22 protein-coding genes and 3 pseudogenes are annotated in these 23,082 nt (G+C 62.9%); 13 read left to right on the forward strand and 12 right to left on the reverse strand.

The window, feature by feature from the left end; translation table 11 throughout:
• Positions 1-536: 536 nt before the first annotated feature.
• A complete protein-coding gene (locus tag ACXAD2_RS07700; RefSeq protein ID WP_475166031.1) occupies positions 537-1,421 on the forward strand; it encodes an ArdC family protein in 885 nt (294 codons plus the stop codon).
• A gap of 587 nt (positions 1,422-2,008) precedes the next feature.
• Positions 2,009-2,491, forward strand: a complete 483-nt coding sequence (locus ACXAD2_RS07705; RefSeq protein WP_475166035.1) for a hypothetical protein — start codon at positions 2,009-2,011, stop codon at positions 2,489-2,491.
• A gap of 33 nt (positions 2,492-2,524) precedes the next feature.
• Here ACXAD2_RS07705 and ACXAD2_RS07710 read toward each other — a convergent pair whose 3' ends face one another.
• Positions 2,525-3,226 carry a hypothetical protein gene (locus ACXAD2_RS07710; RefSeq protein WP_475168879.1) on the reverse strand — a complete coding sequence of 234 codons (702 nt, stop codon included), beginning with the start codon at positions 3,224-3,226 and terminating at the stop codon, positions 2,525-2,527.
• Positions 3,223-4,005 carry a ParA family protein gene (locus ACXAD2_RS07715; RefSeq protein ID WP_475168881.1) on the reverse strand — a complete coding sequence of 261 codons (783 nt, stop codon included), beginning with the start codon at positions 4,003-4,005 and terminating at the stop codon, positions 3,223-3,225. Before ACXAD2_RS07715 ends, ACXAD2_RS07710 begins: the two co-directional genes overlap by 4 nt.
• A gap of 749 nt (positions 4,006-4,754) precedes the next feature.
• On the opposite strand from ACXAD2_RS07715, the gene ACXAD2_RS07720 reads away from it, so the two are divergent.
• From ACXAD2_RS07720 to ACXAD2_RS07730, 3 genes are all read left to right on the forward strand, one after another.
• Entirely contained in the window at positions 4,755-6,500 is a 1,746-nt protein-coding gene (locus ACXAD2_RS07720; protein WP_475168882.1) for a relaxase/mobilization nuclease domain-containing protein, read from the forward strand.
• Positions 6,455-6,751 (forward strand): hypothetical protein, encoded by a 297-nt coding sequence (locus ACXAD2_RS07725; protein WP_475168883.1) that lies wholly within the window; start codon positions 6,455-6,457, stop codon positions 6,749-6,751. Before ACXAD2_RS07720 ends, ACXAD2_RS07725 begins: the two co-directional genes overlap by 46 nt.
• Positions 6,752-7,101: 350 nt before the next feature.
• Positions 7,102-9,018, forward strand: a complete 1,917-nt coding sequence (locus ACXAD2_RS07730) for a type IV secretory system conjugative DNA transfer family protein (RefSeq protein WP_475168884.1) — start codon at positions 7,102-7,104, stop codon at positions 9,016-9,018.
• Positions 9,019-9,314: 296 nt separating this feature from the next.
• Here the strand turns inward: ACXAD2_RS07730 and ACXAD2_RS07735 are convergent, their stop codons facing one another.
• Positions 9,315-9,647: a hypothetical protein gene (locus ACXAD2_RS07735; RefSeq protein ID WP_475168887.1), complete on the reverse strand. Its 333-nt coding sequence runs from the start codon at positions 9,645-9,647 to the stop codon at positions 9,315-9,317.
• A 399-nt stretch (positions 9,648-10,046) separates the two neighbouring features.
• On the opposite strand from ACXAD2_RS07735, the gene ACXAD2_RS07740 reads away from it, so the two are divergent.
• Together ACXAD2_RS07740 and ACXAD2_RS07745 are read left to right on the forward strand one after the other, a co-directional pair.
• Positions 10,047-10,529, forward strand: a complete 483-nt coding sequence (locus ACXAD2_RS07740) for a hypothetical protein (protein WP_475168888.1) — start codon at positions 10,047-10,049, stop codon at positions 10,527-10,529.
• A gap of 335 nt (positions 10,530-10,864) precedes the next feature.
• Entirely contained in the window at positions 10,865-11,260 is a 396-nt protein-coding gene (locus ACXAD2_RS07745; RefSeq protein ID WP_475168891.1) for a VOC family protein, read from the forward strand.
• 209 nt (positions 11,261-11,469) lie between these two features.
• Here the strand turns inward: ACXAD2_RS07745 and ACXAD2_RS07750 are convergent, their stop codons facing one another.
• From ACXAD2_RS07750 to ACXAD2_RS07760, 3 genes and pseudogenes are all read right to left on the reverse strand, one after another.
• Positions 11,470-11,793, reverse strand: a complete 324-nt coding sequence (locus tag ACXAD2_RS07750; RefSeq protein WP_475168893.1) for an H-NS histone family protein — start codon at positions 11,791-11,793, stop codon at positions 11,470-11,472.
• A 225-nt stretch (positions 11,794-12,018) separates the two neighbouring features.
• Positions 12,019-12,384, reverse strand: coding sequence for a hypothetical protein (locus tag ACXAD2_RS07755; RefSeq protein ID WP_475168895.1), 366 nt, complete (start codon positions 12,382-12,384; stop codon positions 12,019-12,021).
• Positions 12,385-13,480: 1,096 nt separating this feature from the next.
• Positions 13,481-13,597: pseudogene (locus ACXAD2_RS07760) on the reverse strand (transposase domain-containing protein); the annotation flags it as partial.
• A 102-nt stretch (positions 13,598-13,699) separates the two neighbouring features.
• Between ACXAD2_RS07760 and ACXAD2_RS07765 the strand changes: the two are divergent.
• Together ACXAD2_RS07765 and ACXAD2_RS07770 are read left to right on the forward strand one after the other, a co-directional pair.
• Positions 13,700-14,152: pseudogene (locus ACXAD2_RS07765) on the forward strand (IS110 family transposase); the annotation flags it as partial.
• A 28-nt stretch (positions 14,153-14,180) separates the two neighbouring features.
• Positions 14,181-14,231 (forward strand): annotated as a pseudogene (locus ACXAD2_RS07770) (hypothetical protein); the annotation flags it as partial.
• 114 nt (positions 14,232-14,345) lie between these two features.
• Here ACXAD2_RS07770 and ACXAD2_RS07775 read toward each other — a convergent pair.
• On the reverse strand, positions 14,346-14,720 hold the full coding sequence (locus ACXAD2_RS07775; RefSeq protein ID WP_475168897.1) for a winged helix-turn-helix transcriptional regulator: 375 nt from the start codon (positions 14,718-14,720) through the stop codon (positions 14,346-14,348).
• Positions 14,721-14,823: 103 nt separating this feature from the next.
• Here ACXAD2_RS07775 and ACXAD2_RS07780 point away from each other — a divergent pair, with 103 nt between their 5' ends.
• Genes ACXAD2_RS07780 through ACXAD2_RS07790 form a run of 3 tightly spaced genes read left to right on the forward strand, consistent with a single transcriptional unit; the run spans position 14,824 to position 16,410 of the window.
• Complete coding sequence (locus tag ACXAD2_RS07780) at positions 14,824-15,837, forward strand: zinc-binding alcohol dehydrogenase family protein (protein ID WP_475168898.1); 1,014 nt, start codon at positions 14,824-14,826, stop codon at positions 15,835-15,837.
• Positions 15,837-16,133 (forward strand): putative quinol monooxygenase, encoded by a 297-nt coding sequence (locus ACXAD2_RS07785; RefSeq protein WP_475168899.1) that lies wholly within the window; start codon positions 15,837-15,839, stop codon positions 16,131-16,133. Before ACXAD2_RS07780 ends, ACXAD2_RS07785 begins: the two co-directional genes overlap by 1 nt.
• A gap of 10 nt (positions 16,134-16,143) precedes the next feature.
• Positions 16,144-16,410, forward strand: a complete 267-nt coding sequence (locus tag ACXAD2_RS07790) for a hypothetical protein (protein ID WP_475168902.1) — start codon at positions 16,144-16,146, stop codon at positions 16,408-16,410.
• 288 nt (positions 16,411-16,698) lie between these two features.
• Here the strand turns inward: ACXAD2_RS07790 and ACXAD2_RS07795 are convergent, their stop codons facing one another.
• Together ACXAD2_RS07795 and ACXAD2_RS07800 are read right to left on the reverse strand one after the other, a co-directional pair.
• Positions 16,699-16,938: a hypothetical protein gene (locus ACXAD2_RS07795; RefSeq protein WP_475168903.1), complete on the reverse strand. Its 240-nt coding sequence runs from the start codon at positions 16,936-16,938 to the stop codon at positions 16,699-16,701.
• Positions 16,939-17,387: 449 nt separating this feature from the next.
• On the reverse strand, positions 17,388-18,278 hold the full coding sequence (locus ACXAD2_RS07800; protein ID WP_475168905.1) for a helix-turn-helix domain-containing protein: 891 nt from the start codon (positions 18,276-18,278) through the stop codon (positions 17,388-17,390).
• Positions 18,279-18,569: 291 nt separating this feature from the next.
• On the opposite strand from ACXAD2_RS07800, the gene ACXAD2_RS07805 reads away from it, so the two are divergent.
• On the forward strand, positions 18,570-19,334 hold the full coding sequence (locus ACXAD2_RS07805) for an SDR family NAD(P)-dependent oxidoreductase (protein WP_475168906.1): 765 nt from the start codon (positions 18,570-18,572) through the stop codon (positions 19,332-19,334).
• Positions 19,335-19,420: 86 nt separating this feature from the next.
• Here the strand turns inward: ACXAD2_RS07805 and ACXAD2_RS07810 are convergent, their stop codons facing one another.
• The 3 genes from ACXAD2_RS07810 to ACXAD2_RS07820 all read right to left on the reverse strand — a co-directional run bounded on the left by ACXAD2_RS07810 (position 19,421) and on the right by ACXAD2_RS07820 (position 23,081).
• A complete protein-coding gene (locus tag ACXAD2_RS07810) occupies positions 19,421-20,158 on the reverse strand; it encodes a DUF3800 domain-containing protein (RefSeq protein WP_475168911.1) in 738 nt (245 codons plus the stop codon).
• Between the two features lie 392 nt (positions 20,159-20,550).
• Positions 20,551-21,546, reverse strand: coding sequence for an ATPase, T2SS/T4P/T4SS family (locus tag ACXAD2_RS07815; RefSeq protein WP_475168907.1), 996 nt, complete (start codon positions 21,544-21,546; stop codon positions 20,551-20,553).
• Entirely contained in the window at positions 21,546-23,081 is a 1,536-nt protein-coding gene (locus tag ACXAD2_RS07820; RefSeq protein WP_475168908.1) for a TraB/TrbI/VirB10 family type IV secretion system protein, read from the reverse strand. The genes ACXAD2_RS07815 and ACXAD2_RS07820 overlap by 1 nt, the downstream gene beginning before the upstream one ends.
• Position 23,082: the final 1 nt, after the last annotated feature.

A 23,082-nucleotide genomic window follows, 5' to 3' on the forward strand; every position in this document is an offset into this window, starting at 1 on the left:
GCCCCGCCTTCGGCCGGGCATCAAGCCAGACCTTCCCACAAGCCGGCTCGCCATCCTTCGCGATATGGCTGCGCGTCCCGCTCGCCGCCTGCAAGGCCCGCCCCGTCCCCTCGGCCGGGGGCGGGCTGGAAAGCTCTGGCGGATTGATCTGAGGAGAGCCGCGCGGGGCGCGCGGCTCGCATCGCTCCAAAGGGCAGGGCAGGGGCTCGACGGGCTGCGCCCGCTCACCCCCGTCCTGGCATGATGCTGTTTGTCTGTCCGCCCAACAGACCGGCCCCGGAAAGTCAAAAGACAAGCGCCGCCTTTGGCGTCGTCTCCGCCGGGGCCGTGTCCTCGCGCGGCGCGCTGCGGGCCGCACCACCCCCGTCTCCGTTCCTTTGACTGTCCGTGTCCGGCCCGTGGGTCGGGCTTCGCCCTCTCCCACTCTGTTCCGCCGAAAACATGCGTTTCCGGTCAGACAGATTGGCCGAGGCGCAGCCCATCGGCGGAAGGCGGGCTCGGAGCCCCCACCGTCTCCACCACGAAGGAGGCCACAAATGGCAAAGGCGAAATTCGACGTATATCAGCACGTCACCGATGAGATCATTGCGCAGATCGAGGCGGGCACACCGCCCTGGCGCAAGCCCTGGACCGGCGGCGCAGGTGGCGCGCAGATGCCGGCCCGCTTCAATGGCGAGGACTACCGCGGCATCAACGTGCTGATGCTCTGGGCGACGGCCGCCAGCAAAGGCTATGTGTCGGCACGTTGGATGACCTATCGGCAGGCGCAGGAGCTTGGGGCGCAGGTGCGCAAGGGCGAGACGTCGGCCACGGTGGTGAAGTTCGGCACGGTCGAGCGCGAGAGTGACGACGGCGACGAGAAGAAGATCCCCTACTGCCGCGCCTACCGCGTGTTCAACTCCGACCAGATCGATGGCCTGCCGGAAGACTTCTACACCCGTCCGGAGCTGCCGCGGGATCTCGGCACCCAGGCCGATCCGGACCTCGAGGTGTTCCTCGCGCGCACCGGTGCAGCGATCCATTCGAGCCCGGAGCCGCGAGCGTACTATGACATCCGGGCGGATCGCATCCACATGCCGCCGATCGAGACATTTCTCAGCGCGCAGGCATTTTACGGGACCGTTCTTCATGAGCTGACGCATTGGAGCGGTGCGGAGAAACGTCTCGACAGGTTCAAGCGCTTCTCCGACCGCACGGCCTACGCCTTCGAGGAATTGATTGCTGAGGTCGGCGCCTGCATGCTCGGGGTGCAACTCGGCGTGGCGCCGGAGTTTGACCAGAGCGCGAGCTATGTTGAAGGGTGGGTTGCGGCCATGAAAGGCGACAATCGCGCGATCTTCCGCGCCGCGTCGGAAGCGCAAAAGGCGGTGGACTTCATCTTGGCTGAGGCCGGGTGGAGCGTCGCCGAGCAGGCCGCCTAAGGCGCTTCCCCGCTTAGAGATGATGATCGGGCCTCGCTCACGCGGGGCCCGCCAAATTTTCGCGGGTTGGTCTCAGCGTCTGCGCCGCCGAGGCCAACCCGCGCGGGCCGGGCCTAGGTCCGGCCCGGGGAAGATGAGGCGGGGATTGGCTCCTCGCAGATCAGGCCCATCTTGAAGGCGCCGGGGTTCTCCCAGGCAATTTCGGTCTCTCCTGTGTTCCACCGAAATCTCAGTCCCAGGAACTGTTCTTCCCCTGCGTCATCGAGGTGAAAAACTTTGGAGATCGGGAAGGCATAGAGTTTCTTTGCCAGCATGGTTCTTGTCCCAAATAGTTGAAGCCGGATAGCGCGCTATCCGGTCTGCCCGCTGGCGAGGCCGGGGGTAGCAAGGGCAGCAGAAATCGACAGGGGTGGTGCGGCCCGCAGGCCCTCGGCCGAGGACACGGCCCTGGCTATTTCTGTTGACCGCGCGAGGGGCTGCGCCCCTTAGCCCTGTCCATGCAGTTTTGCTTGCGGGCTTCGGTTTTCATTCCGGATGGTATGCCCTAACGTAAGAGAAATACGCTTTGTGCTCCAAAGGAGTGTTTCATGCGATGTTCATCATTCGGTGCATTCATCGTCTCCGCGCTGATGCCGCTCACCCTGCAGGCTCAGCAGGAGACCGGATCGCAGGAGGGGGCCGCGGCGGGCGCTGCACCGCTGGTGATCTCGGATGTGACCTGGTCTCACAGCCTCCAGCGCGGATTGCCTGTGCATGATCTCGAGGGCCCCGGCGCATCGCTGCAGCTCGTCTGCGATCCTGATCGTGTCTTCGGCCCGCAGCCGAACGGGTCTTTCGCGGTGACCCTGCCGCAGGAGCGCGCACCGGCGCGGATCGTGGTCCTGGCACAGACCGGCGAGCAGGCGGCGTTCGAGCTCGTAGACGGTCGCATCGCTCAGGCGAAGGCTGATCCCGATGCGTGGGCGACCCTGGTCACCATCCTTGGGTCGAGCACCGAATTTGCCGTGGTCAGCGCGCATGATGCGGTGACCTGGAATGTGGGCGAGGTCCTCACCGGCCCGTGTGAGTGAGTAGGCACCACGCCCAAAAGCCCAGGGTGACGCTTATCCCGCCGCCTTCCGCTCGTAGACCGCGAGCGCGTCGAGTCCGTAGAGCCGGAACAGCGCGCCGATGATCCGCGCATCGGCGATAAGATCGAGCGGATCGCCGATCTCCGCGCGCAGGGTGCGGACAATCTCGGGATCGGAATAGGCATTCACGAAAAGCCCGCCGCCGCCCTCGGTCCGCGCCAGATCGAGATGTGTCTTGAGCCGCGTGCTGTCGCGCAGCGCGCTTGCGTGATCGAGATCCAGGTATCTCTTGCGCGCCTGCTTCATCAGTGCCTTTTCGAGATAGTCGACGCTGGTGCCCAGCCGGACCGCCAGTGCCTCAAGCCGCGCCATGTCGGCCGGCAGCCAGACCACGAAGCCGCGCACGTTTTTCTTCGCTGGAGCCCCGGCCTCTTCGGGCGCCGCGGCGCGCCGCGCTGCCGCCTTCGGCTGCGCCGGTCGCGGGCGCTTTGAGGTCGCTGAGTTCTCTGTGCCCGCCGGAGCCAGATCAGGGGAGACGCCGGCGCCTGCGTCGGCGTCGGGTTTGGGTTTGGTCCTCGGCTCTTGCGGCTCGGGAGTAGTGCGGCCTGCGTAGCGGGCCGTGGACCCTGCGAGCCGGCTGCTCGCCTTGGCGTGCTCGGCGGCATTTGGCAGCGCGTGGGAGGTGCGCACGACACGAGACCTCTTGCGCTTTTCTGGTTTGGGATCGTCGCTCACTCTGCCGCCTCCCTCACGTCGATGACCGCAAGGAGTTCGTCGAGCAGCGCGTCGCCGCCGGCCAGGATGTCCAGCATGGCGCCGCCCTGCAGCCGCCCGGCGGGCTGGGAGTTCGCCGCCTCGGCGGCCACGCCGAGCGGACCCCAGGCCGCGATCTCGCGCCAGTATTTCGAGTTGGGGATCACGGTCAGCGCATGCGGCATGTCCATGACCGCCTGCAAGGCGTCGCGATCGCGCGGGGTCAGACTGGCGATGTCGAGATCCCCGGTCAGCACCGAGATCATCTTTGCTGGCACCGCCGTCAGCACCGTGCGCAGCGCCGGGGTCGGGGAGTCGGGTGTGACGGTCTTGAGGATATCCTCGAACCACTCGAGCGTCCGCTCGGCGATCGAATAATCCGACTGCTCGGGCCGGGTCGGGATCAGCACCAGATCGGTGGCGAGGATCAGGTCTTCGGTGTCAGCATTGGCCCCCGGGCGGGTGTCGATCAACACGAGATCATAGCCCTCGGCTTCCATGCGATCGTAGCCGTCGTAGATCTCATCCATATCCGCGACCGCGCCGCTGATGGTCAGCTGGTCATGACGCCAGGCGGGTTTGTCGATCTTGCCCCAGGAGGCGCGGTTGAAGCTGGCCTCCCAGCCAAGCGCCTGCGGGTCGGTGTCGACGTCAAAGATGTGGACCTTCATCCCGCGGGCGAGGGCGGCCGAGGCGAGGATGCGGGTCAGCGTCGTCTTCCCGCTTCCGCCTTTCATCATCATGGTCGAGATGGTCTTCAAGCTCGGTCCTCCAAGTCCTGCGGTCCACACATCCGGCACACCAGAACTCCGGCGCCCCAAGCCTCCAGCGATCAACATCGCCACGGCTCCTGCGCTCAAGCTCTCATCATCTCAATGAGTTAAAAACTCAATATTTCAATATCTGCAGCATTCCGCCGATCCAGCGGTCCAGCACTCGTGCAGTCCTTCATCTCCTGCTCTCCTGCTCTCCTGCGTTCCAGCGACCCAGCACCTCGCCGGAATTTTTTGGCCAGGAGATTGCGCGCGGAGCGCACTTGGGGCCGGGGGCCAAAAAATCGCACATTGGCCCTCTCCGCCAGGCGCGGGGCGGCACGCCCCACGCCAGGCACATCGGGACGGGTGTGATCCGCGGACGACCCCGGCGGCAGCTCTCGCAGGGGCGAGATTGCCGCCTCCTGGCCTGCGGATCACCGCGCCCTGCCTGAGTGACCCTGAAGGGTCACCGGGCGCGAGACGGAGACCATGAAGGCTGATCCGGTTTCCGCAAGCGGAAATCCCCCGAAGGGGCGAAAACCGGCCTTCATGGTCGGTTGGCTGGAACGGTATTGTGTTGTACATCTATAGAGCGTGTGTGAATTTTGATATACTGCTTGAGGTTGCGATATGCCCCGCGGGCCCCGTCTGACCCACAAGGATATTGCCGAGATCAATCGCCTCCTGGGCGAGGGATATGCCCGATGCCGAGATCGCCCGGCGCTAGTGGTCGATCTCGGCAGACGGTGGCGCGGGTGCGAAACCAGGCGGTCTCGTCGCACACCACGACCGAAGGCGCGGTGGTCGGAACCCGGGTCAGTGTCGAGGAATACGCGGCCTTCAAGGCGCTGATGGAGGCGGAGGGGCTGACACCCTCGGATGGCATTCGCCGTCTCATGCGGCTGGCGGTCGGCGCGCTTGATCTGCGGTCGGAGGAGATCGAGGCGCTGGCGCAGAGCCGGCGCGAGCTCGTGGCGGTGGGGCGCAATCTCAATCAGATGACCCAGCTTGCGAACTCCGGGCGGCTCAAGTGGAACGCCCGCGACGGCAAAACCGTGGCGCAGCTCGACGCGCGGGTGGGGGATTTGACCGAGGCGTTGACCAATTTCATCAACGTGGCGCGCCGGCGGACGCTGGCGGATGTGGCCTTCCCGGAGGCGGGTCGAATGAGGTCGGGGTCGCTGTCGATCGAGGAGGCGGTTCTTGGCTATCCGCTCGAGGACCTCGCGCGCCGCAGCCGGAGCGGCGGGAGTGGCACGTGCGTTCCCGGTATGGGGCAGAGCAGCGTGCAGGCCCGATCGTTCCGGGCCTTTGCCGGCAATGCGCAGCGCTCCCCGCAGTCGGTGGTGAAGCGGATCAGGGCCGGGGGGTGTCATTCCAAGGAAGAGTTGACCCGCCAGCTCAATTACATCACCCGGGAGGACGCGGCACATGCGACCTGGACGAACTTCGCCGGGGTGGACCGCGATCTCCGGCCCAACACTTTGTCGCGGGCGGTTGAGGACTGGTCTTCGTCCTGGCGCGGCGCGCCCCGGCGCGGGCACACCGACCACATCATCCTGAGCTTTCCCAAGGGAACGGGCATCGAGGCCGCCGAGGCGGTGGCCCGGGAGTGGGGACAGGCAGTGTTTGCCAGCGGCGACTATGGCGACCAGTGGCGTTACGTCGCCGCGGTGCACCGCGACCCGGATCACATCCACGCGCATTTTGTCGTCGACAAGGTCGGTTGCGACTGGGGCAACTTCCTGTCGATCAGCATGAAGTCGGATCTGAACTACGACGTGATGCGCGAGTGCCATGCCGAGCTCTCGCGGGCGCATGGCATCGACATGGTGGCCTCCAACCGGCTGTCGCGCGGGATCATCGAGAACCCGCCACGCGAGACCGAGTATCGCGCGGCGCATGACAAGACGGGCCGGGGCGACCTCGTCCCGCCGCCGCCGATGTCGGACGCGGAGAGGGCGCACCGCCGCGCGGTGGTGCAGGACTTTGCGCGGCAATATTCCAGTCTTGGTCTGCTCGCGTCGCTCTCCGGTCCTGGCAACGCGTTCATGGAAAAGCTGTCGCAGGCGTTCTTTGCGTCGGCGCAAACCCTAGAAGAAGGAGGACGTCTCATGCCCGAGGCAGACACCCTGATGCCACCGCAAACCCACGCCGCCGAACAGCAGGCGAACTTTGATCCCGTCGCGGCCATGACGCAGGCGCGCGAGCAGTTGCTGGCCGAGGCGCGGGAGACCTGGGAGAGCATTCAGGCCATGGAGGCCGGGCCGGAGCGGGTGCGGATGGAGGCGGAGTTCTCCCGCACCAGCACCGAACTTATGGCGGCGACCCAGGCCGATCCCTTCTTCCAGGACCATGCGATGGTGGCTGAGACGCGCGACGATGTCTTTGCGCATCTGACCCCCGCCTCGCTGCAGCACGTACGGGACGGGCTCGAGACGGGGGATCCGACGCGTTGCGGCAGATCGACAGCACGCTGGACGACATGCGCGAGGCGCTGATCGCCGCCTTTGCGCAGGATGCGGATCTTATGGCGCAGCTTGGCACGACGCCGGAGGAGTTGGCGGAATACGCGGTGCAGGGAGACCACTCCCTGGCGCAGGCAGCGCTGTGGCAGCGGCCGGGCGGAAAGCCTGGACGAAGGCGCTTCCGCGCGGCTGGTTGCGGTGCTTCGAAGAGGGACATCGGATCATCGACGGCGTGGCGGTGCCGCGCGATCTTGTCGAGCAGCTGGCGCTCGTCCAGCTGCTGACCGTGGACAAGCACCACCAGCTTGCCGACGTGCCCGCCATCGAGAGCCTCGTTGATCGGATGGCGGATGCGCTCTCCGATGAAGACCTGGCCAAGGTGCTCGAGGGCGACAGCACGCCGTTGCAGGATCGAGATCCACGATCCCGCCGTTCGGGCGGCGGTCGCGGCCGAGCTGAAGAACGAAGCCGATCTCGTGGTGGGGCAAGGGGACCGCGATGCGGGAGACCGTGGAGGCCTACCAGGCCATGGCGCGAGAGCGGCAGGCCGAGCTCGCGGCCGAACATGCCGCTGAACGTGGCTTGGACATTGAGGACGGGCACGAGCTCTAAGCAGACAGGAGGATCTCTTGCGATGATCCAGAATCTAGATACGGCGTGGCGCTACCCGCTCGCCGTGATTGGCGGTCTGCTGGCCGGCGGTTACATCGGCGCCATGCTCGCTACGATCTACGGCGCGCTCGTCTTCCGCGAGAGCCTGAACAGCCTCGATCCGCTCGAGCCCTGGTTCCTGCGCTGGAGTTGGCCCACGCTTCAAGCCAATCCAGACGCCCTGCAGGTCATCTTCCTCATCAACGGTTTGGTGGCACTAAGCCTCGTTGCCGTGGGGGTCGCCGGGGTCTACCGCGGCCGGCTCACCAGCTACGACGACGCGCATTTCCAGTCGCGGCGGGAGATGCGGCGCAACAAGATGGTCAAGCCGATCTCCGAGGAGGGGTTCGTCTTCGGCAAGACCACGGGTCCGGAAAAGCAGGGGCTCTACATCTCCGCCACGCCGAACCGGTTTCCGCATTTCATCATGGTGGCCCCGTCCGGGCGCGGCAAAGGTGTAGGCTTTGTCAGACCGAACCTTCTGCATCATGGCGGCAGTGCCATCGTGCTCGACGTGAAGGGCGAGAACTTCGAGAAAACCGCGATCCACCGCCAGAAGGGTCTCGGGAACCGCATCTGGTATTTCTCGCCCTTCGATTACGTGGAGACCGAAGACGGGCCTTCGACAAGGACGCATCGCTTCAACCCGCTGGCGCGGATCGCGGCCATGTCGTCTCCTGAGCAGCAGTATACCGCGCTCAATATCCTGGCCGACCAATTCCTGGTTGTGCAGGGAGATGCGGCCAAGGGCTTCTACCAGGCCGGCAAGCGGCTCTTCGTCGCTTCCTGCCTCTTTGCCATCGAGCAGGGCCGGCAGAACCTCGGCTTTGCCAAGGAGATCTTCGGGGGTGGCGGCAAGACCGAGGAGACCTACCGCGAGTACGCCGAGATGACCGACATCCCCATCGTCGCGACGATCTTTTCGGAGATGGCAGGGATGAGCCAGAAGATCACCGACAGCTACCGCTCGGTGATCAATGGTGCCGGCTTCCAGCTCTGGGATGATCCTTCGGTGGTCCGCGCGACGCTGGAGAACGACTTCGATTTGACCAGTTTCCGCCGCGAGGCGCAGACGCTCTACATCACCACGCAGTCCGAGCACCTGACCACACTGGCGCCGCTGGTGCGACTGCTCTTCGCCGAGGGCATCGCGTCGCTGCAGCGCGCCGAGCCAGGCCCCGACGAGCCTTACACGGTCATGTTCCTGATGGACGAGTTCGACCAGCTTGGTCGCCAGCCGCTGGTGGAGAACAGCATCAAGACGATCCGCTCCTTCGGGGGACGCTTCTTCATCATCACCCAGTCGATCGCGGGTCTCGACAACCCCTCGCTCTATGGCGAGGCCGGGCGCCGCGCGCTCATGGCCGGGGCCGGGGTGAAGATATTCATGACGCCGCAGGAGGACCACACGGCGACGGTCCTGTCGGACATGCTGGGCAAACACACGGTGGTGTCGAAGACCGAAAGCCAGAGCCGCATTCGCGAGCTCGACGATAGCGCCAATATCAGTCGCCGCAGCGAAGAGAGGGCGCTGCTTTCACCGGGCAAGCTGCTGCAGTTCCCGATCGACGAGGTGCTGATCCTGCCGGAGGGCCAGTTTCCCATCAAGGCGCATCGGATCACGTCCTACGAGGACCACCACTTCGGGCCGATCGAGGCGGCGCGACACGGACACGCGCTGCCCTATCCGCCGCTCACCGCCAGGCCGAAGCGCAAGGTCGCGAGCCTGGCGCAGATCGCGCAGGCGGAGGAGACGGTCGAGACCTGCGAGCACTACGGCGCGCGGTTTGCCGAGATGCGGGCGCGGGCGGAGACCAGGCGGAGCAAGGACGGAGAAGGCCGGGCCGGCGTCCCGCCGGCGACCCAAGCGGGCAGGTGCCACGGATTTGGCGAAGTTTGAGGATGCCGATGGTGGTCTGCCGCAGGAGGAAAACGAGAAGGTTTAGGAAGCCTTTGCCACGGGCGGCCCATCCTCGTGTCCGCACCGCCCACCGCCGGACCTGAAAAACGGTCCTTGGCCGTGAAAAACTGTACCTGCTGCGGGGATGTCGTGAATTTTGTCACCGGGTCCGCGAATTCGAGACCGGGAGCCCAAGCCCTCGAGCTCCGCTTCTCAGCCGATGAAGGCTGAGCCCGGTGACAGGGCTCAAGGCCGCCTGTGAGCGCCTTCCGCATCCGCTCGGTGAGGTTTGGCGATTACTCCTCGCTCTCAGCTGCCGGGTAGGCGCTCGCTGCCACCCCTGCCGGCCTTGGCGGCACGTCGATCCAGGCCTCCCCGCTGGCCACGACGCAGGCGAGCCCGTCGGGATGCACGGCAAGGATCGTCCAGGTTCCCTTCTCAGCTGCGCGCCAGACTTCCAGCATGCGCGTTGCAGACTGAAGTCCACGCCCGACAAGAGCTTCGTCGTAGGTGGTCTCGAGCGTTCCGGTGATGCTCTCGTGGAGCCCGCAGACCATCTGCGCCGATGCCGGCGGTCCGGCGGCGGCCAGTCCAAATGTCAGGCTGAGACTTATCAGACGTTTCCACATGATCTTCTCCTTCCCTTTCCCGGGGTCGGAGAACTCAAGGGCAACGACCCCAGCTCCAAGTTGCGTCATATATATGGTGTCTGAGCACTGCGATTACACCGAAACCTGCCGAAGATTTGATCCTCTTTCGATCTGCGCGACGGACGGCAGGGCTGTTCTTGAGCGGGTCGAGGACTGCGCCCATGTTGCGCTCCTCCAGCCTGGAAAAAATGTCGTTGAATGGCGGGGAGGGGGATCACAGCGCGGCACCGAGTTTGCGTCCCACATGTGCGCGTCGCCCTCGCCAGAGGCACACGCAAAAGTTGATTTCTCAGGCAGTTAGGTTGCTCTAAAAGAACAGGAATTGATCCGGGCGCTCGCAGAGGTGCCGAAGTCATTGGGTAGGAGCCGAGGAACGATATGACCGTGAGAATGTTGTCGGACGCCGCACTGAGACGCCGAATAGGGCGCTGCCGCGAACTCGACGAGCTCGTGTCGAACCGATACGAGCGAAATGCCACGCGATTGCATGACTTTTATCAGATGATCGCGGCCGGTGAAATCTTTGACGATCCGGACGTCGGTTGGCGGGAATGGAAGCTTGGGCGACACGGCCACTGGTTGCAAACTATAGACGACATGAAGACGACGTACCTCGGTGAGCTCAAGCGCCGTCGTTTCCGGTCATTGGATGACATGCAGCTCAGCGCGCTGTGCGCGCGCCGCGAGGGTGAAGCAACCGGACTGATGGACAACGATGCGGGTCTTCTCTCATCGGCCGAGGTGGACGCTTATGCGGAGGTAAGTGATCTCGACCTTGCCATCGAACTCGCAAGGCGGGCCGATTTGTCGGCTGACGACACGATTGCGGAATATAGAGAGCGGCTCTCGCGATCGGGGTGAGCTGCTTTGGCGCGCCGAAAGGCGGTGACGCAAGGTCTTGAGGGTGTAGGGCCGGCAGATCGATGAAGCCTCGAAGGCCAGTGGCCAGCTAACCGTTCATTTCTGATGTCGCGCGGGCCCCGATATCCGGCTTGGTTGCATCGCGGGGGCACGGTGAGTAGTTTGGCGATACCAGAAACAGGTTAGGTCGGTGCGGTTGGCCCGGCCCCCGCGAACGGGTCCTTTCGCGCATCGGCGCTCCGATTGCCGCGTCCCATGGTCCAAGCGCCTGCGCATGTTGTGCAGGCGAGCTTCAGAGGACATGGACATGCAGCAGCAGATCTCGGTGATCACCCTTGGAGTTTCCGATCTCGATAGATCCAAGAAGGTTCTATGGCGACGGCTTCGGCTGGACCCCGGTATTCGAGAACGCGGAGATCGTCTTTTACCAGATGAACGGCCTCGTGTTCGGGACATGGTGGAAGGGATCGCTCGAAGAGGATGCCAGGGCCAGCGACCTGCCCCCGGCGGGTGCCATGTCGCTCGCCCACAATGTGCCCGGGGAAGGGGATGTGCAGAGCGTCATCAAATCGCTCGTGGCCGCGGGGGCGACCGTCCTCCGAGAGGCCGATGCGCCACCCTACGGGGGCGTCCGCGGCTACGTCGCGGACCCCGATGGCCACATCTGGGAGATCGCGTGGAATCCAGCCTGGCCGATTGACGAAGAGGGTCACGTCGCCTTCGGCGTGTAGCAATGCGCTGGGGCTGGTGGGAGGGACACATCGCGCGGCGCGCCCTCATGCGCCGACACTGCCGAGTTACATTGCCGAGTTCATGTCTCCGCCAGACGAACTTGGGTTGGGCTGGACGCATTTGGCTGATGCTGCGCCGAAACAATACAGCTTGCGCCAGAACTAACCCCGCCTTTTCGGTCGGGGTTAGTTCCGAAAATCAATACTGCTTACTTAACGATTGCCAAGGCTTCGAGATCACCACCAGCAGCAAGGTGTTCCTCAACCCATTTCGGCTTCCGTCCTCGGCCAGTCCACGTTTGTGCCGAGTTCTCGGGGTGTGCGTACTTGGGCGTGCCTTTCGAGCCTTTGGTGCTGCCGGCCTCCATCAATTCCGAGAGGGAATACCCGGCTTCCTTTGCAAGAGCCTCGGCGGCGGCTCGAGCCTCGGCTTTCTTGCGGGCGTCATAGTCGGCGAGCGCTTTGTCGACTTTCTTGCTCAGCGCCAGCAGGTCTTCTTTTGGCATCGATTGTAGATCGAGTTGCGGGGTCATTGGTTTCTCCAAATTGGGATGGGCCCTATGTCTTCGGAATGAAAGCTGGCTGCAAGTCGCGATAATGTGACTGTGGTCGCAAGAGCTGTATTGCGCTTGATGCTGACATCCGTTCTCGGTGAATTTTGGGTGAGAATAAGACGCCAACAGGGGTAGCCGGAACTGGACGTTTTATAAGTCTCAGGGCAAATTAATCAGCTGAAGGTAAGGGAAATATGGGGCACCTTATTCTAGACATATTGGCGCTGAAGGAAATTCCGTTTCCAAGGGTCGCTTGTTGAAGAGAAGGCCGCCGAAAATCGGGCGACGATTGTCAATCAGGCTGCGCTGCCAAGAAAGCTGGTCATCGAAACCGCACGCGAAACTATCGAGCTCTTCATGGATCGAGGCGTGACTGAGCAGGCGCATCTTCCAATGTTCAGCGAGGTGGTGGTGGCCATCTAAAAGCATCCAATGAATTTGCCGATCACGAGAGAGGCAAGAGACTGAGAAGCAAAGAAAATTGCTGGTGATCGCAAAATGGGAAGTCCAAATTTTAGCTGAATGCTGAGCAGAAAAGCAGGTGCGCCACGCGGCGACCGCCTTTGGCACCTATCCACTTCGACAATCGTGCCAGATAGCGCTGCGGGCGTCAGAAATGAGGCAGCTTGAGATCCGCGCGACCTGGACAGGCCGTCAGAACGGCAGGAGCTTCCTGAAGGACGCCAAGCGCGAGCAAAATGCGTTTTGCTTCGGGTGATCAGGATCGCTGGCTGCCTGCTTCCTTTCGGCTAAAAAGGCTAGGTCAAAAGCTCCCCATTTTTCATCCGCTTCACGGCCGCCTGACCCACAAGACTTTGTGCCCCTGTTTCCTAAGAGTTGAGAGGCCATGATTCTTCGACAACTTGAGGATGAACGGACTCGACGGAATCAAATGAATCACGCAGCGTCACCGAGGTCCGTGAGTGGACGAACGTGCCCGAGGAGGCCTCGAACAAACCTCCGGAATTTCCCCGGAGCCGAGGAGGAGGGCGACACTTTAATGACATCGCTTTTCATTACCAGTTGCCCCGGTTTGGAGAATGTTTCCAATTCCGGGGCATTTGGTTCCGCCGGGATAGTAGAGTGTGTTCTGAAACTTGGGGCGCGGCTTTCGTGGTCTCGGTCAGTCCAACGCCGTGAAGGCAGGCGGGATTGAGCTGTGGCGGAACGCGGTTGACGCGATGCCCGCGGCTCCTCACGTCAAGCCGCGGTTGGGGCTGCAAAGGCGCTAAAAGACCATTCAAGGTGCGAAGAGGAACGGGTGTAGGGTTCTTGATGCAAATACCAGGGCACTAGCAAGGGGGACGTTGAGCGCGCTTCGATCCGTGAGTGGTGGCTTATCTGAGCATCGGGGATAGGATCCGCCCAGCGGAGGCCGACGAGGCTCGCTCGTGATAATTAAAACTAGGTCTGCTAACTTATGCAACCGCCTTGCGTGTGGCTAAACAACTGTTTCCAAACATAACATGTTTATACAGCACAACGTTATCGCGTGGTGAGTGAGATAATCCTCCACGCAAGGGGGGGGTCGCGGCCGTAGGCTGCACAAATCGAGCACGGTCCTGGATTGTTCTTCGAGCTTGCGGACATCAAGGAGAATGCCCGCCAGAAGGTAAGCATCCGGCGTAGGCCTTGGTCATGCTGCCCGCCGGCGCTCCGATGGCTGTCAACTCCAGGGCAGAAGGTTGGGCACGCATGATGCCGTTGTGCTGGGAAGCCGGGCGAAGACGTCGGCAAGCCAGGCTTGCGGGCCGATCTTGTTCATCTTTGCCGTGAAGAGAAGTAAAAGAAGGCTCCGGTTGCGCTGCGAGCGCGGATCCGTTGATGTCGTGTAGACTCGCCAGCTCCCGGAAACCAGAGCAGAGGGAGCATGCGTGTCATTGGAATGGACGTCCATGAGCGTCCGCCCAGATTGCCATCCTGGAAGACGGCAAGTTGATCAATGAACAATGCCTTGATCTTGTGCAGGACAAGGTCGTCGCGTTCGGGCGAAGGCTTAGGCTCGACGATGAGGTGGTGCTGGAGGCGACCGGCAATACGGCGGCCATCGAGCGGCTGCTCCGGCCGTTCGTCAGAAGGGTCGTCATCGCTAATCCGCGGATGGTGCGGGCGATTGCCTACACTCGCGTCAAGATTGACAAGCTCGACGCCATCACGCTGGCGCGCCTCCAGGCGTCGGGCCTCCCGCCCGAAGTCTGGGCCGCCGACGAAGATACTGTTCGCCGACGCCGACAGGCCGCCGAGCGGAAGGGGGCTCCTCGATGAGACGGTCCGCCTGAAATCGCGCATCCATGCGGTCCTGCACGCCAACCTGATCCCGAAATATAAGGGTGGCTTGCTACCCGATGACCGGAACGGAGGACTTCATGTTGCGCGTCGTGGTGGAAGACCTGCTGCGCTATCAGGAGCTCGTCATGAATGTCCTGACCCAGATCTTCTCCGGGGTTGCCGACATGCTCTCCAGCTTCGCGCTGGATCAGGCCAAATATACCATCGCCCTGCCGACTAGGCATCTGGACGGGTGCAGACCCTCAGGCCGCGTCGCGGGGATCGTGGCCGGCGGGCTTTCCGTAGAGACCGATGTTGGCATCCCCCCACTCCTTCAGGGCGCAAAGGATCGGCTCCATCGTCCGGCCCAGCTCGGACAGCGAATATTCCACCTTCGGCGGCACTTGCGCATAGACCTTGCGCGTGATCAGCCCGTCCTGCTCCATCTCGCGCAGCTGGTTGGTCAGCATGCGCGGCGTGCAATTCTCGACATGGCGGCGGATTTCGTTGAACCGGAGCGTTCCGGATAGCAGGTGCCAAAGGATGATCGATTTCCATTTGCCGTCGATCAGGCCGATAGCGGCCTCTACTGAGCAGCCGGGGGTGCAGTCGAAGCGTGAGTGACGGGCTTTGGCCATTAAAGTATCCTTTTTGATACTATGTGCGGTCGTTGTACGTATTGCGATTTGGTGAATGTAGGATCAATTTCGCCTCCATACAATCAAACAATGGAGTGATCCCATGAAAGCCATCGGCTACCAGACCGCCGGCACCATCGACCGTGGTGAGGCCTTAACCGACATCGAGCTACCGCGCCCCGAGGCCAGCGGCCATGATCTTCTGGTCGAGGTCGCAGCAGTATCGGTGAACCCTGTCGACACCAAAGTTCGCAACAGCGCGACGCCGCCCGTAGGCGAGTGGAAGATCCTTGGCTGGGACGCCGTGGGCCGGGTGGCCGAGGTTGGCCCGGATGCACAAGGCTTCGCCGTGGGCGACGAAGTGTTCTACGCCGGGTCCATCGCCCGGCCCGGTGCCAATAGCCAGTTCCATCTGGTCGATGCCCGCATCACCGGCCACAAGCCCAAGACCTTGTCGAATGCAGAGGCAGCTGCGCTGCCGCTCACGGCCATCACAGCTTGGGAGATGCTGTTCGACCGGCTCGACATTCGCCGGCCGGTTCCGGGAGCGGCCAATGCCGTCCTGTTCATCGGTGGTGCGGGCGGGGTCGGATCGATAGCGATCCAGCTTGTCCGGGCGCTGACCGATCTGACCGTTATCGCCACCGCGTCGCGCCCCGAAACGCAGGACTGGGTGCGTGAGCTTGGCGCGCATCATGTCATCGATCATCACGGGGATCTTGCGACGCAGGTCGAAGCGCTCGGCATCGGCGCGCCGGGCTTCGTTTTCTCTACCAATCAGAGCGACCGGCATGTGCAAAGCATTCAGGCGCTGATCGCGCCGCAGGGCCGTTTCGGACTGATCGACGACCCCGAGGCGCTGGACGTCCTGGGCTTCAAGCGCAAGGCAGCCTCGATCCACTGGGAGTTGATGTTTACGCGGGCGATTTTCGGCACGCCCGACATCGCCGAACAGGGCAAGCTGCTGAACGAGGTGGCGGCTCTGGTCGACGCGGGACGCATCCGCACGACGCTGACCCAAACGCTGTCTCCGATCAACGCCGAAAACCTGAAGAAGGCCCACGCCCTGATCGAAACCAACACCGCCCGCGGGAAAATCGTGCTGGAGGGGTTCTGATGTCCGGAATCATTCACCTCGTCGCAACGCTGGTGGCCAAACCCGGACAGGAGGCGGCCTTGCAGGCCGCCCTTACCGGGATCCTCGCGCAGGTGCGCAGTGAGGCGGGCTGCCTGCGGTACGACCTGCAGCGTGAGCGTGACAACCCCGCACGCTTCGTGATGCTGGAGGCCTGGGCCGATGCGGACGCACTCGAAGCCCATGGCAAGGCCCCAGCCCTTACGGGACTTGCGGCACGGTTTGACGCGCTTCTGGCGTCACCGCCCGACCTGCGGCGCCTGGAACACCTGGCATGAGGAGGCGATCATGACAAAGTTGAATAGTAAGCGCGTTTTGGTGATCGGTGGCAGTTCCGGCATCGGGATGGCCGAGGCCGCCGCGGCTCTGGCCGAAGGTTTCACCACCATCGGTCTGTCGGCAGAACGGCTGGCCAACTTCATCACGCTTTGCTGCGTCGTTGCCTGGCGGGTGACACGGTTGTCGATGCTCAGTCGAGACATCGCGGGCGCCGAACCTGCTACTACCCTCACGGTCGCGGAACGACCTCTGCTTGAACTGGCGACAACAGAATGAAAGCGCGAAATGCCGCTAGATCTTGCCTACTACGCATGGGCGGTCGCACGCTTCGAAGGCTACGCGGATCGCGCTTCGGACGCGCCGCCGGGGACGACCGTCATATGGCGAGGTTTCGCTCGCCCCGGCGACCTCGCAGAGGGCGCCCGCTTAGCGACCTCCCTGCCGGACACTTGTAGGTAACCGCAAGAGCTACCGGGCATTTACGGAACGCTGAAGGTCCACCGCGCTCAGGCAGCAGCATCGCACAGCAGAGGGGGTTCGGCATTCAAATATTCTCGCCGCCTGCTAGCGTCGCTGTTTGAGCTGTGCCTTTAGTTCCGCGGCTTTGCGGATGCGAACCCAAGCCAAGCAGCCGAAGGGCAGGCTGCCGGCGGTGATGGAGAGTTCAAAAGCGGCAAGGAGCAAACTGTCGGTCGAAACGGCCGCTAACATGCATGCGAACGCCAGGTAAAAAGTGACCGCTACGATCAGAAAGTCTAGCTTTTGCCAAAGGGATAGAGTTTCGACGCTCACGTCTTCAACCATTTTTCGCCATCCCACCGTCCACGTTTTTCATCGAACTCATTCACAAGGCCAAGCTGCCGTCAGGTCAAGATGTATGTCCTTCGCAGCTATCATCCCTGAGTGGCAGGATCATCGAATTCTCGAAGCGAGCATGGGTTCGGCACGTTGAATCGCCTTGGCCGTGATAGCCTCGCACTCGAGTGCCACCGGGTCGCTGAGCAGTGAGGACGGATCTAACCACACTGCAGCGACATGATGTCTGTAATGACACCCGGTATCGGGAAGGTCGTGCTCATGCGTTGATCTTCGACTTGCCGGTCTCCCAGAGGGCTTTCAGCAGCTTGTATGCGAAAGTCTTGATCATGGCTGTGTGTAAGCTGACAGGCGACAAGAAGCGCTCGGAGAGAGGAGGGCGAGAAGATCTAGGAAGCAATGGAAGCCTTTTCTGCTGGTGTCCCATTTTCCTGTCCTCACCGACGCGCTTGGGTCGGAGTCATTCCAAAACGGCGGCGAAAACTGCGGCTGAACACTTCTGGACCGGAGAACCCGAAGCGCCGCCCAATTTCGGAAATGCCCAGGTGACCCTGTGTGGGGTCTCGCAGGACCGCATATGCGCGTTGCAAGCGGCGCTCTGCAATCTCCTGCGAGACGGTGGTTCCATGGGAGGCGAAGATACGTGCCACTTGCCGCGGCGATACGCCAATGGCTGAGGCTACAGAACCAGGGGACAGCGCGGGATCGCGGATCTCCGATGCGATATGTGACAGCGCCGCGAGGAATTGGCTGCGTCCACCTCCGGGACGGGCCTCGGTTCGCAGAAGTCCTTCCAGCATCGAGAGGATCCGTAGGCCGTGCTCGTCAGATGCGTGCGCCTCGCTTAGCCAGCGGCGCAAGTTTCGCGTTAGCCCCTGCTGATCGAAGCGCGCGGCACCAGCGCGCCCTGGTATCAGCAGGGGGTCTGTGACGGCGGTCAACAGATCGCCGATGAAGCTGTCGCGGGGCAATTGCAACGTCAGAAGGTGGATAGGTTCGGGGCAGATGATCGTGAAGGGCATTGAAGGCAGACTGAGAGCGGCGTCGCCACCCTTCAACCGCAGCCACTTTCCTGCTTGCCCGAGGAGCGTTTCGCCTTCCACCATAACGGTGGCGAAGACGGTTTCAGCGGTTTCCTTGCGGGTTTCCTGTACCTCGAGCACATGGGCCGAAGCCCGCACTTCCGATACCAAGACTTCTCCAAAACGGCGAATGGTCAAGTGGCCTTCGACTGGTTCGTCATTGAGGGAAAGGCACCGGCCCGCAAATTTGTTCGCGTGCAGTTGGCTTTCGTAATCGCGCTGCAGCCTGTCATCGATCGCGGGCATGTTCCTCACGAGCTCCTCGGTAGCGGCGTGGCGAATTGGCGCGGCGCCTGGCCGCTAGGGTTAAGATCTGTGTCCCTTGTGGTCAATTCAGGACCCACTCCGCGGTGGAGACAGGAATTTCTGAGGCATAGGTAACCATCAGGACAGCACTTCGAGCCTGTTGGCAGCTTCCGCCCAAGCGCGGTTGCCGCGATCCCGGCAGGTTTGCCCGCCTTGGCGATCTCGACCCCGTCGGATCGATCGCGCCTGACGCAGGCTAGCGCGTATGTCCTGAGCAAAGGAGAGGATATAATGGAATTCAAGGACAAGGTCGTTCTGATCACGGGGGCCGCCGGAGGCATCGGTCTCGCTGCGGCGCGCAAGTTCGCGGCGGAAGGGGCGAAGCTGGCGCTCGTGGACCTCAAGCGGGAAAGCCTCGAAACGGCGGCCGGCGATATCGAGGGCGCGGTTCTGATCGCCGCAGATGTCTCAAAAGAAGCCGACGTGGAAGCCTACGTGGCCAAAACGGTGAAGGCCTTTGGCCGGATCGACGTCTTCGTCAACAACGCCGGCATTAATGGCGACTTCAAGCCGATCGAAGAGCAAAGCTTCGAGAATTACAGCAATGTACTGCTCATCAACGTGATCGGCGCCGCCATGGGGCTGAAGCACGTGGTGAAGCAGATGAAGGTTCAGGGGGCGGGGGCTATCGTTAACACCGCGTCGAACGGCGGGCTGCTGGGAGCGCCCGGTATGAGCGCCTATGTGGCGTCGAAGCATGCGCTCATCGGGGTCAACAAGAGTGTCGCCCTCGAGGTCGCCAGCGCGGGGATCCGCGTCAATGCCGTTTGCCCTTCCGGTGTAGACACTCAGATGATGCGTTCGATCGAGAGCAACGCGCGCAAAGGCGACGAGGCTGAGGCACGCAAGCAGTTCGAAGCCGCTGTTCCGCTTGGCCGTTACGCAGAGGCGGAGGAAATTGCCGATCTGATGCTGTTCCTGGCCAGCGACCGGGCCAGCTTCATCACGGGTGCGTATTACCGGATCGACGGCGGTGGCGGCGCGGTTTCGGTCTAAACCGCGATTGGCCGGAGATATCCCGCCTGAAAACTAGGGCGCGGCCTCGAGCTCGCTCGGGGCCGCGGCCGCGATGGGCCGGTCGCCTACTTGGTCCTCACACCGCTGCGCACTGATGCTGTATTCAAACGTGCTTCGAAATAGGTCCGAAAGACTTCGTTTTCAGGGTATTGGTCTGGTTCGGCCCAGATCGCTCCGAGCCGTCCGACAAGTCCGGCAAGCCAATCCGCGGCCTGCATTGTTTGATAGCGATGGCTTTCGATCTGAAAAGGGGGCTCGATCAGATGCCTCATCGGCGTGTCCCCACCATACATCTGCATCGACGCGGTTGTCAGGAGTTGGTCGCGCTGGTCATGTTCATCGAGCGCCAGCAAGAATTGGCTGTCTTCAGGCGCATCATGTTCACAGAAATCGTTTATCCGTTTGAGGGCCTCTTTCAGGACCCCATGGTACAGAGCATTTGCGTCTGCCGTTTCCGGAGAATGCGTCTTTCGAAGACCGACGTAGAAGGTCTTGCCACCGATTTTCTGGATTTTGTTCAGGATGCGGTTCGTGGTCGCGCGAAGCTCGCGGTACCTGGTGACATTGGTAACGGTGTAGAGCGCGGAGCCCTTCTTTTCCCAGACCGCCGGGTGCTGCTCAGCCCGATCGATCTCGAACTTCAACAGACGGCACTTCTGCTGATAGAACCAAGTGCCGAAGCTGCGGACCTCTTCGAGCGGGATAATGTAGCCAGCCAAGCCGAAAACGGGGCTCTCCTTGAACTTGGCATCATGCTTGGAGACGAACGGCCCTATGTGACCAAATTCGTCCAAATAAACCATGTAAATCAAGGGCAACCTCAGAAGCACGAAAGCCCGCGCAATAAAGCACGGGCCTCGGAAAGAAGGCAAAACTCGCGTCTTGCGCTTCGAAATCAATATGGTGTCACGCGTGACACTTGTCAATCTGCGTCAAGGGCCGCAGCGTCTGGCGTGTCGCGCCCGATCAAAAGCCTACGCCGCGACATGCACTTAGCCGCTATTTGGCACGCTCTCTTCCGGGCTTTGCGGCCCGGATGCGTGGCCAAGGCAGTGGAGCAGACCTTCGCAACTGTTGCAACGGATGAGGGCAATTCCACCGCCACACCTTCACCTTGGTCGCGCCATCTCCTGGGTAGCTGCAGATCGCTGCCCAGTGCCCTCGCCATTGGGCCTGGACCGCTACCAAGCGGCTGTCAGCCCGCCGTCCCCGGCAGAAAAATCTCCGCAATCCCCCTTTTCCCATCCTCTCTTCCAAGCTGGATCACCACATCGACGCTGTGCGCGCAGTAGCGGCGCACCTCTTCGAAACTCATGTTGAGCCCGGTGCCGAGCACCATCATCGCCAGCCGATCGATGGCCTTGAGCGCGGTGTCGGCGTGAATGGTGGTAAAGGATCCGCCGTGGCCGGTGTTGATCGTTTCGAGGAAGGTGAGGGCCTCAAAGCCGCGGAGCTCGCCAAGGATGATCCGATCGGGCCGCATCCGCAGGCTGGATTCCAGGAGCTTGGCGGGGGATTTTTCCGAGCCCGGCAGCCGGTCCGATTTCATGGAGACGGTGTTGGCGTGGGCCGGGAAGAGCTCGAAGGCGTCTTCGATGGTGACCAGCCGTTCGCGCGGATCGACCATGCCAAGAAGCGCGCGGGCGAAGGTCGTCTTGCCGGTGGAGGTGCCGCCGGAGATCACCACGTTGAGCCGGTCCTCGATGCAGAGCTGCATGGCTTCAGTCACCTTGCCCGCGCCGGTCAACTCGCGCACCTGCTGTGCTCGGTCGCGACGGCGCTTGTCGAGATCGACGAGCTCGCCATGCAGCAGGGCCATGTCCCCGATCTCGAACTTGGACTGCGAATACCGCCGGAAGCAGATCGAGGGCGCGCCTTCGATCACTGGCGCCGCCACAACCTGCGCGCGCAGCGGCGCGCCGCCATGCGTGATCTTGCCCGAGACGATCGGTTTTTTCGCCGAGAGCGGCACATCGACCTCCGAGGCGATCGCCTTGGCGAGGTCTGCGGCCTGGGCCGGCGCGAAGCTCAGCGCTTCGGCCCGCTGCATGTGGCTGTCGCCCTGCCGCTCGACCCAGACGCCGCCATCGGGATTGATCACCACCTCCACCACGTGAGGGTCTCCAAGATAGGGGCACAGAGGCACAAGGTAGCTCGCAAGGAAGGAGGCGCGCGGCGGAGCCTTGTTCATCAGAAGAACTCCAGGTCGCGGTCGACCATAACGGTGATGGCGCTGCCTTGCTCGACTGTGATGATCGGGGGCAGGGTGGCGTAGTCCGCCGCCGCAGAGCTGGTGGCATCGCCAAGATCCTCAGTGACATCGCGGGCAATGTCGGAGGTGGTGTCATCGTCGATCTGCGCGGCGGCAATGCTGGGCCCCGCGCCGATGAGCGAGATCAGCGCGGCATTGCCGAAGCGCGTGCCAAAGCGCGTGTCGACCTGCCCGCTGATGCCGGAGCGGCCCATCTGGTCGCCGCCAAAGGCGGAGAGCTGCACCGATTGGCCGCCCGGTGTCACGAGGCGGGTCCAGCCGATGAGGATGCGGCCCTGGCCGATGTCGATGTCCGAGCTGTAGGAGCCGAAGAGGCGGGAGCCGGAGGGGATCAGCACCTGGCTCTGATCGAAGGACCAGACCGGGTAGTTGACCACGGCCGAGACGGCGCCGGGCAGGGAGGAGTTGACGGCGTTCTCTAGGCTGGCCTGGATCATCGTGCCCTGCAGGACTGTGTAGGACGGATTGGCAATCTCCGTCGCCTGCTCGGTTGGCGTGGCACCGCCGGTGTTGCCAGTGCCGCCGGCACCGCCGGTGACAAAGGCGCGCAGCGCGCTGTCGCGCGACTGCCCGCGCGGGCTCAGCTGGCCGGCTGTGTCCCCGGGTCCGCCGCTCGCCGGTTCTGCGCTGCCGGAGCTTGCGCCGCTGTCGTAGATCACCGCCTCGGACTCGACGCGGGCCTGCAGCTCTTCCTGCTGCTGGCGCCGACGTTCGGCCAGCTCGGCCTCGCGCTCAGCTTGCCGGCGGCGCGCGGCCTCGGCGTCCTGAGCCTCCTGCGCGGCGTCATTGCTGGCGGTGGTGATCTCGGTCTGCAGCGCCAGATTCTCGCGGCGCAGCGACTCCAGCGTCTCTTCCTGCTGCGTCATGCGCTCTTCATTGGCCGCCTGCAGGGACTTCAGCTGGTTGGCGAACTCCTCGCGCATCTGCTGCGCCATTTGGGCATTCTGCTCCTGCGTTTCCTGCAGAGCGCGGGAGAGGTCCGCGACGACGGCGCTATCCTCACTGCCCGCACGACCGGACAGATCGGCGAGGCTCTTCTGCAGCTGCTGCACCTGTTCCTGCAGAGAGGCATTGCGCTCTTCGAGCGCGCTGCGCTGACTGTCGAGCTGGTCCTGGATGAGGCCGAAGTCAAACCCGTCTTCCTCGGGCTCTGGCGCCGCGGCGGGCGCGATATTGCCAAAGCCGCTGCCGCTCGCCCCGTCCTGGAATTCGGTGACATTGGAGGTTTCCACGGGCGCGCTGTCCTCTTCGCCCGCGACCATGGCGTAGGCCAGCACCACGAGCAGGCAGCCCGCGATAATGCCGGAGACCAGTTTGCCGGCGAGCGAGGTCAGCCCCTTCGCCGCGCGGCGGGGTTTGCGCTCAACGTGGTAGGCTTTCTCCTGCGGTGCGCCTTCTGCCTCGAAGTCGGTGTCCTCGAAAGACTGATCGTCGGTGCCTTTATGCTCGGCCATC

The organism is Salipiger sp. ABN3_019 (genome assembly GCF_056158605.1).

Bases quoted from the DNA above. Each gene is read 5' to 3' on its own strand.
- ACXAD2_RS07700 (WP_475166031.1), top strand. From the start codon at position 537: ATGGCAAAGGCGAAATTCGACGTATATCAGCACGTCACCGATGAGATC.
- ACXAD2_RS07705 (WP_475166035.1), top strand. From the start codon at position 2,009: ATGCGATGTTCATCATTCGGTGCATTCATCGTCTCCGCGCTGATGCCG.
- ACXAD2_RS07730 (WP_475168884.1), top strand. From the start codon at position 7,102: ATGATCCAGAATCTAGATACGGCGTGGCGCTACCCGCTCGCCGTGATT.
- ACXAD2_RS07735 (WP_475168887.1), bottom strand. From the start codon at position 9,647: ATGTGGAAACGTCTGATAAGTCTCAGCCTGACATTTGGACTGGCCGCC.
- ACXAD2_RS07740 (WP_475168888.1), top strand. From the start codon at position 10,047: ATGACCGTGAGAATGTTGTCGGACGCCGCACTGAGACGCCGAATAGGG.
- ACXAD2_RS07750 (WP_475168893.1), bottom strand. From the start codon at position 11,793: ATGACCCCGCAACTCGATCTACAATCGATGCCAAAAGAAGACCTGCTG.
- ACXAD2_RS07775 (WP_475168897.1), bottom strand. From the start codon at position 14,720: ATGGCCAAAGCCCGTCACTCACGCTTCGACTGCACCCCCGGCTGCTCA.
- ACXAD2_RS07780 (WP_475168898.1), top strand. From the start codon at position 14,824: ATGAAAGCCATCGGCTACCAGACCGCCGGCACCATCGACCGTGGTGAG.
- ACXAD2_RS07785 (WP_475168899.1), top strand. From the start codon at position 15,837: ATGTCCGGAATCATTCACCTCGTCGCAACGCTGGTGGCCAAACCCGGA.
- ACXAD2_RS07790 (WP_475168902.1), top strand. From the start codon at position 16,144: ATGACAAAGTTGAATAGTAAGCGCGTTTTGGTGATCGGTGGCAGTTCC.
- ACXAD2_RS07795 (WP_475168903.1), bottom strand. From the start codon at position 16,938: ATGGTTGAAGACGTGAGCGTCGAAACTCTATCCCTTTGGCAAAAGCTA.
- ACXAD2_RS07800 (WP_475168905.1), bottom strand. From the start codon at position 18,278: ATGCCCGCGATCGATGACAGGCTGCAGCGCGATTACGAAAGCCAACTG.
- ACXAD2_RS07805 (WP_475168906.1), top strand. From the start codon at position 18,570: ATGGAATTCAAGGACAAGGTCGTTCTGATCACGGGGGCCGCCGGAGGC.
- ACXAD2_RS07810 (WP_475168911.1), bottom strand. From the start codon at position 20,158: ATGGTTTATTTGGACGAATTTGGTCACATAGGGCCGTTCGTCTCCAAG.
- ACXAD2_RS07815 (WP_475168907.1), bottom strand. From the start codon at position 21,546: ATGAACAAGGCTCCGCCGCGCGCCTCCTTCCTTGCGAGCTACCTTGTG.
- ACXAD2_RS07820 (WP_475168908.1), bottom strand. From the start codon at position 23,081: ATGGCCGAGCATAAAGGCACCGACGATCAGTCTTTCGAGGACACCGAC.